The organism is Stenotrophomonas sp. ZAC14A_NAIMI4_1 (assembly GCF_003086915.1).
Classification (GTDB): Bacteria; Pseudomonadota; Gammaproteobacteria; order Xanthomonadales; family Xanthomonadaceae; genus Stenotrophomonas.
Map to the genome: position 1 here is coordinate 2,083,000 of NZ_CP026002.1, position 13,564 is coordinate 2,096,563.

General features: G+C 68.4%; 11 protein-coding genes. 4 read left to right on the forward strand and 7 right to left on the reverse strand.

Features of this window, described 5'->3' with window-relative positions; all coding sequences use genetic code 11:
• The first annotated feature begins 51 nt into the window (after positions 1-51).
• Positions 52-405 carry a helix-turn-helix transcriptional regulator gene (locus tag C1926_RS21910; protein WP_301554042.1) on the forward strand — a complete coding sequence of 118 codons (354 nt, stop codon included), beginning with the start codon at positions 52-54 and terminating at the stop codon, positions 403-405.
• 18 nt (positions 406-423) lie between these two features.
• On the opposite strand, the gene ung is transcribed toward C1926_RS21910, so the two are convergent.
• From ung to rhlB, 5 genes are all read right to left on the reverse strand, one after another.
• Positions 424-1,137 carry a uracil-DNA glycosylase gene (gene ung, locus C1926_RS09480; RefSeq protein ID WP_079223795.1) on the reverse strand — a complete coding sequence of 238 codons (714 nt, stop codon included), beginning with the start codon at positions 1,135-1,137 and terminating at the stop codon, positions 424-426.
• Between the two features lie 13 nt (positions 1,138-1,150).
• Complete coding sequence (locus C1926_RS09485) at positions 1,151-1,990, reverse strand: response regulator (protein ID WP_108759018.1); 840 nt, start codon at positions 1,988-1,990, stop codon at positions 1,151-1,153.
• A 7-nt stretch (positions 1,991-1,997) separates the two neighbouring features.
• Positions 1,998-2,945 (reverse strand): permease-like cell division protein FtsX, encoded by a 948-nt coding sequence (gene ftsX, locus C1926_RS09490; RefSeq protein ID WP_108759019.1) that lies wholly within the window; start codon positions 2,943-2,945, stop codon positions 1,998-2,000.
• 3 nt (positions 2,946-2,948) lie between these two features.
• Positions 2,949-3,635, reverse strand: coding sequence for a cell division ATP-binding protein FtsE (gene ftsE / locus C1926_RS09495; RefSeq protein WP_079223801.1), 687 nt, complete (start codon positions 3,633-3,635; stop codon positions 2,949-2,951).
• Positions 3,636-3,811: 176 nt separating this feature from the next.
• The gene (rhlB, locus tag C1926_RS09500; RefSeq protein ID WP_108759020.1) at positions 3,812-5,530 is read right to left on the reverse strand and encodes an ATP-dependent RNA helicase RhlB; all 1,719 of its coding nucleotides are present in this window, start codon (positions 5,528-5,530) and stop codon (positions 3,812-3,814) included.
• A gap of 523 nt (positions 5,531-6,053) precedes the next feature.
• Here rhlB and trxA point away from each other — a divergent pair.
• Positions 6,054-6,383, forward strand: coding sequence for a thioredoxin (gene trxA, locus C1926_RS09505; protein ID WP_093818163.1), 330 nt, complete (start codon positions 6,054-6,056; stop codon positions 6,381-6,383).
• A gap of 227 nt (positions 6,384-6,610) precedes the next feature.
• Positions 6,611-8,359 carry a transcription termination factor Rho gene (rho, locus tag C1926_RS09510; RefSeq protein ID WP_108759021.1) on the forward strand — a complete coding sequence of 583 codons (1,749 nt, stop codon included), beginning with the start codon at positions 6,611-6,613 and terminating at the stop codon, positions 8,357-8,359.
• A gap of 107 nt (positions 8,360-8,466) precedes the next feature.
• Here rho and C1926_RS09515 read toward each other — a convergent pair whose 3' ends face one another.
• Both C1926_RS09515 and C1926_RS09520 read right to left on the reverse strand, forming a co-directional pair.
• On the reverse strand, positions 8,467-9,534 hold the full coding sequence (locus tag C1926_RS09515) for a hypothetical protein (protein WP_159095066.1): 1,068 nt from the start codon (positions 9,532-9,534) through the stop codon (positions 8,467-8,469).
• A gap of 139 nt (positions 9,535-9,673) precedes the next feature.
• A complete protein-coding gene (locus C1926_RS09520; RefSeq protein WP_108759023.1) occupies positions 9,674-12,205 on the reverse strand; it encodes a glycoside hydrolase family 3 protein in 2,532 nt (843 codons plus the stop codon).
• A gap of 341 nt (positions 12,206-12,546) precedes the next feature.
• Here C1926_RS09520 and C1926_RS09525 point away from each other — a divergent pair, with 341 nt between their 5' ends.
• The gene (locus C1926_RS09525; RefSeq protein ID WP_079223810.1) at positions 12,547-13,554 is read left to right on the forward strand and encodes a LacI family DNA-binding transcriptional regulator; all 1,008 of its coding nucleotides are present in this window, start codon (positions 12,547-12,549) and stop codon (positions 13,552-13,554) included.
• Positions 13,555-13,564: the final 10 nt, after the last annotated feature.

The window sequence follows — 13,564 nt, forward strand, 5'->3', positions numbered from 1 at the left end:
TCAGGGAAGCAGCGCTTACCGAACATGGAGAGGGGGTGAAATATGCAGGCGATGTGCGACAGAATCCGCCGGGCCCGACTAACGGCTGGCCTTTCTCAAACACAGTTGGCGTTGCATTGCGGGGTCCGCCGCAGCGCCGTGGCTCAGTGGGAACGTGACGGCGGTACCGTTCCCAGTGTGCAGCATCTCTCGAAACTCGCGATTGTGACGCAGGTCCACTTTGAGTGGCTGGCCACCGGTCGTGGCCCCGGGCGTCCCGAGGACGGCGAGCTGGTCGCTCCGGAATCTGTCGCAATCGACCCGGCACGCAGCACGCAGGAAAGCGCGATCCTGTCCCTGCTGCGGCGACTGCCGCCACGCAAGCGCCAGGTCGCCCACGCCATCATTGAAATGCTGACCGAGTAGGGTCGAGCCCGCGCGCCGTCAGAGACTGGCGCGCGGTGGCAGTGACCAATCGATCGGTGCCTGGCCCTGGCGCTGCAGGTACTCGTTGGCCATCGAGAAGTGGTGGCAACCGAGGAAGCCGCGGTGCGCCGACAGCGGCGAGGGATGCGGCGACTTCAGCACGCGGTGGCGACGGGTGTCGATCACCTTGCCCTTCTTCTGCGCGTACGCGCCCCAGAGCATGAACACCAGGCCGTCGCGCTCGCGGTTGAGCACGTCCACCACGTGGTCGGTGAAGCCTTCCCAGCCACGCCCCTGGTGGGCACCGGCCTGGCCCTCCTCCACCGTCAGCACGGCGTTGAGCAGCAGCACGCCGCGCTGCGCCCAGGGCACCAGGCAGCCGTGGTCGGGGCGGGCGATACCGAGGTCGCCCTCGATCTCCTTGTAGATGTTCAGCAGCGACGGCGGCACCGGCACGCCCGGCGCCACCGAGAAGCTCAGGCCGTGGGCCTGGCCGCGGCCGTGGTAAGGGTCCTGGCCGAGGATCACCACCTTCACCTGCTCGAAGGGCGTGGCGTCGAAGGCGGCGAAGATCTGCGGGCCCGGCGGAAATACCGCTGCACCGGCAGCCTTGCGCTGGCGCAGGAAGGCGGACAGCTCGCGCATCTGCGGCTGCAACAGGTAATCACCGACATGCTGCTTCCAGCTCGGTTCCAGCTGGATCGCCGGGGTATCCACTACGTCATCCATCATCACGCCACTTCTATCACAACAGGGGTCCATCGTTCAAACGTGCCAGCCGCAACTGGAACAGCACCTTGGTCACCAGCAGGCGCTCCTCGATCGGCTTGAGCACCAGATCGTTGGCGCCGGCCTGCAGCAGCCCGGTCTGGTTGTGCGGGTTGCCGTCACCGGTCATCACCAGCACCGGCAGGCGGCGCTTGCCGTAGCCGAAATCCACGCGCACGCGCTGCACCACGTCGCGGCCGCTCAGCTCACCCTTCAGGGTGACGTCGGTCAGCACCAGGTCGATGCGGTGGCGGCTGCGGCCCAGCGATTCGGCGGTGAGCAGGGTGAAGGCTTCCTCGGCGCTGACCACGTGCATCACGTTCAACTGCTGCCGCTCGAGCATGCGCTTGGTCGCTTCGGCCACCACGCGGCTGTCCTCGACATACAGGATGGTGGCGCCGGGAATGGTCTGCGGCTGCACGTAGCCGCGGATGAAGGTCGCCAGCGCCTCGTGGCCGAGCGCCTTGTCGAAATAGTCAGTGACGTACTCGGTGAAGCGGCGCTGTTCCAGGTGCTGCTGCGCATCGCCGGAGACCACGATGACCGGCACGTAGGCCTGGCCGGCGGCTTCGCGCACGCGCTTGGCCAGCGCCAGGCCGTCGCCATCGCGCAGGGTCAGCGAGGTAGTCACCAGGTCCACCGGCCCCTGCTCCAGCACCTTCTGCGCTTCCTCGATGCTGTCGCAGCCGATCACCTCCACGCCCGGCAGGTCACGCTGCAGGACGTCGGCGATCAGCCTGCGCACCAGCTTGGAACCATCGACCACCATCACCCGCGTCGCGGGCCCTTCAAGGTGCTTCAACGCTTGCGGTCGCATGCCGGTCTCAGGTGTCGGTGGGGCGGGTCTGGCGGAGGAAGTGGCCGGTCACCAGCCAGGCACCCAGCCAGCCCAGCAGCAGGGTGCCGAGCAGCACCAGGCTGCCATGCAGCAGGTCCAGGCCGTGCAGGACGAAGGGGCTGCCGTAGCTGCGCGACAGTTCGGCCAGCGGCGTGCGCAGGGCGGCACCGGCCACGCCGATCAGGGCCAGCGCAACCGTACCGGCGCCCAGGCCATACCAGGCACCCAGATACAGGAACGGGCGGCGGATGAAACCATCGCTGGCGCCCAGCAGCTGCAGCACGCCGATTTCCTCGCGGCGGGCCTGAATGTCCAGGCGCACGGTATTGCCCACCACCAGTGCGGCACCTGCGCCGAGCAGCGCCGACAGCACCTGCACCAGGCGCGCACCGAAGGCCAGCCAGGCATCCAGGCGCTGCCGCCACAGGGCATCGTGCTGCACCAGGTCGGCACCGGGCAGGCTTTCCAGCGCGCGCGCCAGGCGGGCGTCATCCTGGCCCTGGCCCGGGGTCACCACCAGCAGCGACGGCAGCGGGTTGTCGTTGAGTGCATCGATGGCTTCGCCGAGGCCGGCGTCGCGCAGTTCCTGCAGGCCCTGCTCGGGCGTGCGCACGGTCACGTTGGCCACGTCCTGGCGGTCGCGCAGTTCGCCCGCCAGGCGCAGCGCGCCGGGGCCATCGACATCGGCCTTGAGGAACACGTTGATGTCGCGCGACTGCTGCACGCTGCCGGCGAACTGCTTGAGGTTGTCCAGGGCGATGGAAAGCCCCAGCGGCAATGCCAGCGCCAGCGCCATGACCATCACCGTCAGCAGGGTGGCCCACGGCTTGCGGCAGGCGCGGCCCAGGCTGAACACCACGCTGTGGGCGTGGTGGTGGAACCACACGCCCAGGCGCGACGGTGCGGCGGCTTCGCTGTTTTCGTTCTTGCCCATGCGTTACTCCGCCAGGTCCTGCGGCGAGATGTCGTCCGCCAGCCGGCCATGGTCGAGGATCAGCACGCGCTTGCGCATGCGGCGCAGCAGCGGCAGGTCGTGGCTGACCACCAGCACGCTGGTGCCGCGCGAGGGCAGCTCGGCGAACAGGGCCATGATCTCCGCCGCCAGGGTCGGGTCGAGGTTGCCGGTCGGCTCGTCGGCCACCAGCAGCTTGGGTTCGCCGACGATCGCGCGGGCGATGCCCACGCGCTGCTGCTCACCAGCCGACAACTGCGAGGGCAGTGCCTTTTCGCGGTGGCCCAGGCCCATGCGTTCCAGCACCGAGCGCACGCGCTTGGCGATATCGCCGCGGCGGGTGCCGCGCAGGATCAGCGGCAGCGCCACGTTCTCGGCGATGGAGCGGTCCATCAGCAGGCGGTGGTCCTGGTAGACCGCGCCCACCGCGCGCCGATGGCGCGGGATGTCACCGCCGCGCACCTTCAGCAGGTTGCGCTCGTCGAACACCACCGCGCCGCGGCTGGGCCGCTCGTCCAGGTGGATCAACTTGAGCAGGGTGCTTTTGCCCGCCCCGGAATGGCCGGTGACGAACAGCATTTCGCCGGGGGCTACTTCGAAGCTGACATCGGTCAGGGCTTCGTGGCCACCGGCGTACTGTTTGCTGACATTGTCGAAGCGCAGGACACTCATGCCCCGATTATGCAGGACCGGCGCGACGGATCGGTAGCGCCGGGCCATGCCCGGCGAAAACCTGCCGACCTGGTGGGTGCCGACCGTTGGTCGGCACGCCGGTCAAGGCCACCCGACCAACGGTCGGGTGCTACCCGCTGATCGTGGTGGGTGCCGACCGTTGGTCGGCACACCGATCAGTTGCCCGACAGCATCCGGCGGATCTTGCGGCCGATACGGGTCAGGAACGAATCACCGGTGTCGGCGGCGGTACGCACCGGCTTGGCCACCACCTGCACCGGGGTGACCGGGCTGGCGCCATTGCCGGCGGTGTTCTGCACGCCCTCGGCACCTTCGACCGGACGGCCGTGGCGACGACGACGACGCTTGCGCGTCTTGTGCTCGCCATCGGCGGCACCTTCCGGTGCGCCTTCGGCACGCGGCGGGCGCGGGGCCTGGGCTGCGGCGCCTTCGGCACCGGCGACCGGCGCGGCAGCAGCCTGCTCGCCTTCCACGCGCGGCTTGCGCGGGCCACGCGGGCGGCGTTCGCCACTGCGCTCACCGTCGCGACCACCACGGCCACCACCGCCGCTGCCGGAACGGCCGCCACTGCGGCCACCGCCACGACGCTCTTCCTCGGCGGCGCGGGCTTCGCGCGCTTCGCGGAAGATCTGGCCGACGCTTTCGTTGTCGTCGCCTTCCTCGCCTTCGGCCGGGGCCGGGCGCTCCGGGCGCGGCAGCGGGGTCATCAGTTCCTTGGTGACCGGCTCGGACGGAATCTTCTGCTCGATGTACGCCTCGATGTCCGGCAGGCCCATCGCGTAGCGCTCGCAGGCGAAGCTGATCGCATCACCCTCTTCGCCCAGGCGCGCGGTACGGCCGATGCGGTGCACGTAGTCTTCGGCGTCGAACGGCAGGTCGTAGTTGTAGACGTACTTGATGCCATCGATGTGCAGGCCGCGCGCAGCCACGTCGGTGGCCACCAGGATTTCCAGCTGGCCCTTCTGGAAGCGGTTGAGCAGGCTCTCGCGCTTCTTCTGCGGCACGTCGCCGGACAGCACGCCGACGCGGTAGCCGGCCTTTTCCAGCGAACGCGCCACGCGCTCGACGAACACCTTGGTGTTGACGAAGACCATGGTGCGCGCGCCTTCGCTGCGCGACAGCAGGCCCAGCAGCAGCGGGATCTTCTCGTCATCGGCCGGGAAGTAGATGCGCTGGCGCACGCGCGCAGCGGTGATGGTCTCGGCTTCGACCACCAGCTTCTGCGGCTCGTTCATGTGCTCGTAGGCCAGTTCCAGCACGCGGTGGCTGAGGGTGGCGCTGAACAGCAGGGTCTGGCGGGTGGTGCGCTCGGGCATGCGGCGCAGCAGGAAGCGGATGTCCTTGATGAAGCCCAGGTCGAACATGCGGTCGGCTTCGTCCAGCACGCAGATCTCGCAGGCGTGCAGCGAAACCACCTTGTGCTGCTTCACGTAGTCGATCAGGCGGCCCGGGGTGGCGATGATCACGTCCACGCCCTGCTGCAGCAGTTCGCGCTGCTTGTCGTAATCGACGCCGCCGTAGACCAGGGCGAAACGCAGGCCCAGGTCGGAACCGAACTTCACCGCATCCTTGTGGATCTGGATGGCCAGTTCGCGGGTCGGTGCCAGGATCAGGGCGCGCGGGTCTTCCGGCTTGCGGTCGGCCAGTGCCGGACGCGTCAGCAGGCGGTTCACGACAGCGACCAGGAAGGCCAGCGTCTTGCCGGTGCCGGTCTGCGCCTGGCCGGCAACATCACCGCCGGGCAGCGCGACCGGCAGGGTCAGCGCCTGGATCGGGGTGCAGCGGGTGAATCCGGCTCCTTCAAGGCCGGCCTGCAGGGCCGGATGCAGCTCGAAGGAGGAGAAGGTCAAATCGGTCAGCGGTTTGTCGCTCATGTGTCCGTCTTGGTATGGCCGCCGGCCCACGGGGCGGCTGGCACTTCAGCGTCTAGGGGCACCGTCGCAAACTGCGTCCCCTGCGGCGGGTTGGCAGGCTGGGACCACCCGGTCCGCACGCCGCACAATGCCCCAGTTTAACGCACTCGGGCCGGCAAACCGGAACCGCCTGTCTCACAGAGCCGGGAGACGACTCGCGCGCACGGGGCCTTCACCCAGCCGCACGCCACTTGAACGGCCCTGTGCCGGCCACTGGCCCTGCCCCGGTGCCACCCCCATCTCCTCGAAGACAGTGAAATCCGACACATACCGGGCTGGGACACGATCACGATACGCTGGGTTCCAGCCAGCAACTGTCCCCGCCGCGCGATAGGGGTACACTGCCGGCCGTGAGCGTCCAGGCATCCCGCCGAACGCACCGCGGCAGACCGCTGCGAGGCAACGACGAGGGTCGCGCCACCGGGCATGGCCCAGTTCACCCACCTCCGGCCTGGCCGGGTGCAATCCAAGACGAGAAACCAAGATGAGCGACAAGGTTGTACACGTCGGCGATGCCGACTTTGATAGCACCGTGCTGAATTCCAAGGAACCGGTGCTGGTCGATTTCTGGGCAGAGTGGTGTGGCCCCTGCAAGATGATCGCCCCCGCGCTGGACGAACTGGCCGACGCCTACCAGGGCCGCGCCAAGATCGCCAAGGTCAACGTCGACAACAACCGCGCGCTGGCCGCCAAGTACCACGTGCGTTCGATCCCGTACCTGGTCGTCTTCAAGGACGGCGAAAAGGTCGGCGAGCAGATCGGTGCGGTAGGCAAGGCCCAGCTGGCCGGCCTGCTGGACAAGGCCCTGGCCTGATCCTGCTGTTCCACGGCAGCCGCTGACCGCGGCTGCCGCTGGGCGCCCGGCGCCCGCATGAATGCAATACCCGGTGACCCTTGCACGGCGCCGCTGGCCGATGATAGTGTCGGCATATCCGGCCGCGTTCGCGTGCCGCACCCTCTGGACGCAGTTTCTTCCAGACCCATTCCCAACGTTCGCCGCCCCAGCCGGGCGCTCGCACCTTCAAGCGAGGAATAACGCTCTTGTCCGATAACACTCCCGAAACCGGCAGCGCCGATGCGCCCGCCGAAAAGCGCGTGCGCAAGCCCCGCGTGAGCAAGGCAGCCGCTCCGGCCGCCGCCGAAACCAGCGCTGCGCCCGCGCAGCCGACCCTGCCGCTGGCACCCGCGCCCGAAGCGCCGGCACCGGCCGCAGCCGCCCCCGCGCCGAGCGCGCCCGCTGCTGAAGCCCCCGCCTCCGGCGGCGGTGATGGCGGCGAAGGCCGCGAATCCGGCCAGCGCCAGCAGAACCACCAGGGCGGTGGCCAGAACCAGGGCCAGAACAACAATCCCTACAACCAGGGTGGCCAGAACGGCCAGCAGGGCCAGGGCAACCGCCGCGACCGCTTCCGCAACCGTCGCGACCGCGACCGTGGTGGCCGTGGCCGCGATGACGGCATGCCGCAGGACGGTGGCGAGCAGCAGCCCTTCGTGCCGCGCCCGCACGCCAACGTGCCGGAAGGCTTCCCGGTCTACTCGCTGAGCGACCTCAAGCGCATGCCGGCGCAGAAGCTGCTGGAAATCGCCGAGCAGCTGCAGATCTCCGAAGGCGTCGCCCGCGCCCGCAAGCAGGACGTCATCTTCGCCCTGCTGAAGGTGCTGACCCGCCACGGTGACGGCGTCGCCGCCGACGGCGTGCTGGAAATCCTGCCCGACGGCTTCGGCTTCCTGCGCGCGGCCGAGGCCAGCTACCTGGCCGGCCCGGACGACACCTACATCTCGCCCAGCCAGATCCGCCGCTTCAACCTGCGCACCGGCGACCACATCTCCGGCCGCATCCGCTTCCCGAAGGACGGCGAGCGCTACTTCGCACTGAACATCGTCGACACCATCAACGGTGAGCCGATCGAAGCGTCGAAGAACAAGGTGCTGTTCGAGAACCTGACCCCGCTGTTCCCGCGTCGCCGCTTCACCCTGGAGCGCGGCAACGGTTCGTCGGAAGACATCACCGGCCGCATCCTCGACCTGATGGCGCCGCAGGGCAAGGGCCAGCGCTCGCTCATCGTTTCCCAGCCAAAGGCCGGCAAGACGATGATGATGCAGCAGGTGGCCACGGCCATCACCACCAACCACCCGGACGTGCACCTGATCGTGCTGCTGATCGATGAGCGCCCGGAAGAAGTGACCGAAATGCAGCGCACCGTGCGCGGCGAGGTCATCAGCTCGACCTTCGACGAGCCGGCCGCGCGCCACGTGCAGGTGGCCGAAATGGTCATCGAGCGCGCCAAGCGCCTGGTCGAGCACAAGAAGGACGTGGTGATCCTGCTGGACTCCATCACCCGCCTGGCCCGCGCCTACAACAACGTGGTGCCGAGCTCGGGCAAGGTGCTGACCGGTGGTGTGGACGCCAACGCCCTGCACCGCCCGAAGCGCTTCTTCGGTGCCGCGCGCAACGTGGAAGAAGGCGGCAGCCTGACCATCATCGCCACCGCGCTGGTCGACACCGGCTCGAAGATGGACGAGGTGATCTACGAAGAGTTCAAGGGCACCGGCAACAGCGAAGTGCACCTGAGCCGTCGCATCGCTGAAAAGCGCGTGTTCCCGGCCATCGACATCAACCGTTCGGGCACCCGCCGCGAAGACCTGCTGATCGAACCGGAACTGCTGCAGAAGATCTGGATCCTGCGCAAGCTGCTGCATCCGATGGATGAAATGGCCGCGATGGAATTCCTGCTGGACAAGATGAAGAACACCAAGTCCAACGACGAGTTCTTCGGTTCCATGAAGCGATAAGGGAAAAGCCCCGCACTGCGGGGCTTTTTTTTGGCCTTCGCGGCGGCAGGCATCCACGCATGGCGTGGATCTACCGATAGCGCCGGGCCATGCCCGGCGAGATGCCTCTACGCGCAGACCTCGCGCGGGTCCAGGCCGAGGTCGCGGCAGATGCGGTCGTGGGCCAAGCCCGCACAGCGCAGCGTGCCGCCCAGCATTTCGCTGAGCATGCTGCTGCCGCGATAGGCCAGGTAGCACCACGGTTCGACCGGCACCTTGCCGCCCTGCGCCTTCATCACCACGCGCGCCTCGTCCCAGGCACCGGCAAGGTAGAGGGCCAGGGCGAACTCGGCGCGATGGCGGCGCTCACGCGATGAGGTGCAGGCCGCCAGCGCGCGTTCCAGGCCAGCGGGTTGCACGTCCAGCCAGTCCAGCAGCGCCTTGCGCACCAGGTCGGCCAGACCGGGCACGTTGGCGGTACGCACCACCCCGACGATCTCCAGCGGCGCATCGCACTCGTCCATCCACGGGTAGGTCCATTCCACCACGTGCGCCGCGATCGCCGCATGGGCATCGCGGCCGCGCGGGGCGTTGTCACTGATCCAGCGCAGGTACGCCCACATCTCCTCGTCACTGCCGTCCCACTTTTCCATGCTGGCCTTGGCCAGCATGTAGACCGAGGGCGCGTGGTACGGCGCCAGCGCCATCACCTGCGCGAAGCGCTCGCTGCGCGCCTCACGTTCGATGTCGCACACCACGTCACAGTGCAGCAGGCCATAGAACGCCAGCGGCGGTGCGTCCGCACGCTCGGCCAGTGCCTTGAACCGCCGCTGCGCCGCCTGGAACTTCAGCGGGAAGGCGCGCCGGCGCGCTTCGGGGATTTCATGAAAGTAGGTTTCGCCGCGCAGGCGCCAGCCTTCGCCCAACTCGGCAAAGGCCAGCAGCAGTGTGGCATCGATGGAATCGGGCGCGTGTGCGTGCCATTGCGCGGCGAGCGCAGGCGCCTGCACCTGCTTGCCGAGGTAAGCGTAGAAATCCACCTGGCTGCCTTCGTGGAGATCAGCCATCACCGCCGAGGCCTGCGCGTATGCGCCCTGCCGCACCAGCTCAAGCAGCGCGCGTGCGTCGGTGACGCACGTGACATCGATGGTGGAACCATGAGGCTGCAGCCTCACGCTCTGGAGTAAACGGCGCATGGTCGTCCTTGTCTGTGGATCCGCACGACACGCGGATCGCTTCCTGGTGCGCCAGTTTAGCGGCGCACCAGGACACGTGGACGGAACGACATCAAGCTTTGCCCCGCTCGCCGGGCATCACCCGGCGCCACCGCGTGGCTTACGGGCAGGCCACCGCACCCTCGGCATTCGCCGTGTTGGCGGTCAGCTTGACCTGGGTGAACGCTGCAGCGAACGGCTTGTCGGCGGTCACCACGAACGGGGCTTCCACCGCGCCCAGTGCCACGCCCTGCTTGGCGAAGCACGCCAGCGGCACGGTCACCGTCTGCTTCTGGCCGGGCGAGAGCTTGCCCAGCAACGGCGCGATATCCACCCCACCCTCGCAGCCACTGCCGCACTGCATGGTCACCTTCACCGGCGAGGCCGGGCGCTTCACCAGCTGCACATCGAACTGCAGCGCGCCGTTGCTGCGCGCCAGTGCGCCCAGGTTGCGGCGCGAGGTGCTGCGTGCGATCAACTGCGCGGGGGCCAGCCAGGTCACTTCCTTGGCGTCCTGCTGCGTGTTCACCTGCACGGTACGCACCTGCACCACCGGCTTGGCGGTGGGCCAGCGCAGCGTGGCGTTCAGATCGCTGCCCAGCGGCTGGGTTGCACCCGCGGCGGCCACGTGCAGGGCGAACGGCGGCGTGTCGGCACGGTTGAAGATCGGCAGCACGGTCACTTCACCGCAGCTGTCCGGGTTGGCTTCGTCCAGGCGCGCGACCTTGCCGCCCTTGGCGTAGCTCAGGCCATAGCCCAGCGCGAACAGCGACGGCTTCTTCGCATCGGGCTGGTCGATCGGTGCCGGGCACGGCACGCCCGGCCACGGGAAGCTGAGGCGGCCACGGAAGTCGTGCGCGGGCTTGCCGCCCTTGCCCGCCACCAGCACATCGGTCACGCCCTTGCCTTCGGTGCCCGGCAGCCAGGCCGCGACGAAGGCGCTGGACACGTTGAGCAGGTCGTTGGTGTACATCGGGCGGCCGGACATATAGACCGTCACCACTGGCTTGCCGGTCGCAGCCGCCGCCTTCAGCACAGCAAGGTCCTGCGGATACGCGCGGCTGTGGCTCACCGTGTCCGAGGCCAGAATGTCGCCATTGGTTTCCGCATACGGCGTCTCGCCGATCACCGCCAGCACCACGTCGAATGCCTTCGGATCGATGCCCTGGCCGTCGGCGCTGAAGCTGACCTTGTCCGTACCCAGTTCGGCGCGCAGCGCGCCCAGCACCGAATCGGCGTTGGGGAAGTCGGCATTCCTGTTCTCGGTGCCCTGCCAGGTCAGCGACCAGCCACCGGACTGGTCACCGATGTTGTCAGCACCCTTGCCGACCACCAGCACGCGCGCGTCGCGGCGCAGCGGCAGCACCTTGCCTTCGTTCTTCAGCAGCACCAGCGATTCGCGCACCGCACGCCGCGCCAGCTCGCGGTGCTGCACGGCGTTGGCATCACCGGCGTAGCGGCTGTCGGACGGCTTGTGTTCGAACAGCCCGGCACGCAGCTTCACCCGCAGGATGCGCGTCACTGCGTCATCAATGCGCGCCATCGGGATCTCGCCCTTCTGCACCTGCGCGGTGGTGTTGTCGATGAAGACCTTCCAGTCATCGGGCACCATCACCATGTCGATGCCGGCGTTGATGGCCTGCGCGCAGCTGTCGTTGCGGCAGCCCGGCACCTGGGCGATGCCGTTCCAGTCAGAGACGACGAAGCCGTCGAAGCCCATCTTGTCCTTCAGCGCATCGGTCAGCAGCGCCTTGCTGCCGTGCATCTTGCCGTAGTCGACACCACCAGCGCGGTCGTTCCAGCTGTTGAAGGAGGCCATCACGGTCTGCGCGCCTTCGGCCAGCGCGCCGTAGTAGCCCTGCGCATGCACGTTGATCATCGTCGCCTTGTCGACCAGCGCCTCGCCCTGGTCGCGGCCGCTGTCGGTGGCGCCGTCGCCCAGGTAGTGCTTGGCGGTGGTGACCACGTTGCCGTCAACCTTGAAGGCGCCCTGCGCGCCCTTCACGTAGGCGTGGGCGAAGCTGCGGATCACTGCCGGGTCGGACGAATAGCTTTCGTAGGTGCGGCCCCAGCGCGGGTCGTGGGCCACGGCCAGGGTGGGCGCGAAGACCCAGCCGATGCCGGTGGCGCGCACCGACCGCGCGGTCGCCTCGCCGATGCGCTCGATCAGTTCGGGATCACCGGCGGCGCCCAGGCCGATGTTGTGCGGGAACAGGGTCGCGCCCAGCACGTTGTTGTGGCCGTGCACCGCATCGGTGCCCCAGATCACCGGCACCGGCGTCTTCGCGTCGGTGGCCAGCGAGGCGGCATGGTAGGCATCGGCCAGCTCCAGCCAAGCCTGCACGCTGGCGTGCTTGTCCATGCCCGGCCACGAGCCGCCGCCATTGAGCACCGAGCCGATGTAGTAGCGGCGCACCTGCTCCGGCGTGATCGTCTTGATCTCGGCCTGGGTCATCTGCCCGATCTTCTGCGCCAGCGTCATCTGCGAAAGGATCTGCTGCACGCGGCTTTCGATCTGCGCGTCGGGGGTGATCGCGCTGTGCACGCGCGGCCAGTCCTGCAGACGTTCGCCGCTGGCCGGTGCGGCACCGACGGGCGCGGCAAGGGCGGCCAACAGGCAGCTGGCAAGAAGGGTCTGGGTGGGGCGATTCACTGGGCTCTACCTCCGTGGATGAAATTCCTGGCGCGCGTGTCTGCGACCGCACGCCGGCATGGGCGCTTGCGCACTGCTCCTGACAGCGCTGTCATATAAGGCGACCCCGCTGCTGTCAATCGTTGGCCGCGGGCAACGTGCCGACCGTCCCGCGACCACGGGGCCTGGCGCATCATCGGCACGCCATCGCAGTGCGCGGGTGCTGCATCGCGACACGGAATCGGGACGTGCCATCGCCCCTCCTGTCGTGGCACCATCCGCCTGCTTCGGCAACATCGACCGGGCCAGCACGCACTACCATCGCCGCGTGCCCGCCGCCTTCCAGGAGGAACCATCGCACCATGCGCAGTCGAATCGAGGATGTCGCCGCCGTTGCCGGGGTTTCGATCAAGACCGTGTCCCGCGTGCTCAACCACGAGCCGAACGTGCGCGAGCAGACGCGCGAGCGCGTGCTGGCGGCCGTGGCACGGCTGGGCTACAAGCCGAACCTGTCCGCGCGCAGCCTGGCGGGCCAGCGCTCGTACGCACTGGCGCTGGTCTACAACAATCCCTCGCGCAACTACCTGATGGAAATCCAGAGCGGCATGCTGGAAGCCTGTCATGCGCAGCACTACAACCTGATCCTGGGCCCGGTCGGCACCGGCCGCCGCACCCTGCCCGACCTGGCCGCGCTGTTCGAGAATTCGCGCCCCGACGGCGTGGTGCTGATCCCGCCGCTGACCGATGACGAGGTGGTGCTGTCCTGGCTGGAAGAACAGGACATTCCCTTCGCCTGCATCGCGCCACGCCATCCGGAAGGCCGCATCGGCGTGCGCATGGATGAAACCACCGCGGTGGTCGAGCTGATCGGACACCTGGTTGCGCAGGGCCACCGCCGCATCGGCCACATCAAGGGGCCACGCGCGCATGGTGCCTGCCAGTGGCGCCACGCCGGCTACCGCCAGGCGCTGCGCGAGGCCGGCATTGCCTACGATCCGCAGCTGGTGGCCAATGGCCAGTTCTCGTTCGAGTCCGGCGTGGACGCGGCCAACGTCCTGCTCGACCTCGACGATCCGCCGACGGCGATCTTCGCGGCCAACGATGACATGGCCGCTGCGGTCTACCGCGTGGCCGGCGAGCGTGGGCTGCGCGTGCCGCGCGATCTGTCGGTGTGCGGCTTCGACGACACGCCGATTGCCGGGCACATCTACCCGGCACTGACCACCGTGCGCCAGCCGACCGCGCACATGGGCCGGCTGGCCACCGAGCAGCTGATCGAGCACATCCGCGCCGAGGCGGCCGGGCGCATGATCACCGTCGAGCACGCGGTGCTGGAACGCGAATCCACCGCCGCACCGCGCCGGCGCTGAGCCCTGCCGC

Excerpts from the sequence above, each read along its gene's own strand:
- ung (WP_079223795.1), bottom strand. The coding sequence starts at position 1,137 with ATGATGGATGACGTAGTGGATACCCCGGCGATCCAGCTGGAACCGAGC.
- C1926_RS21910 (WP_301554042.1), top strand. The coding sequence starts at position 52 with ATGTGCGACAGAATCCGCCGGGCCCGACTAACGGCTGGCCTTTCTCAA.
- ftsX (WP_108759019.1), bottom strand. The coding sequence starts at position 2,945 with ATGGGCAAGAACGAAAACAGCGAAGCCGCCGCACCGTCGCGCCTGGGC.
- ftsE (WP_079223801.1), bottom strand. The coding sequence starts at position 3,635 with ATGAGTGTCCTGCGCTTCGACAATGTCAGCAAACAGTACGCCGGTGGC.
- trxA (WP_093818163.1), top strand. The coding sequence starts at position 6,054 with ATGAGCGACAAGGTTGTACACGTCGGCGATGCCGACTTTGATAGCACC.
- C1926_RS09515 (WP_159095066.1), bottom strand. The coding sequence starts at position 9,534 with ATGCGCCGTTTACTCCAGAGCGTGAGGCTGCAGCCTCATGGTTCCACC.
- rhlB (WP_108759020.1), bottom strand. The coding sequence starts at position 5,530 with ATGAGCGACAAACCGCTGACCGATTTGACCTTCTCCTCCTTCGAGCTG.
- C1926_RS09525 (WP_079223810.1), top strand. The coding sequence starts at position 12,547 with ATGCGCAGTCGAATCGAGGATGTCGCCGCCGTTGCCGGGGTTTCGATC.
- C1926_RS09485 (WP_108759018.1), bottom strand. The coding sequence starts at position 1,990 with ATGCGACCGCAAGCGTTGAAGCACCTTGAAGGGCCCGCGACGCGGGTG.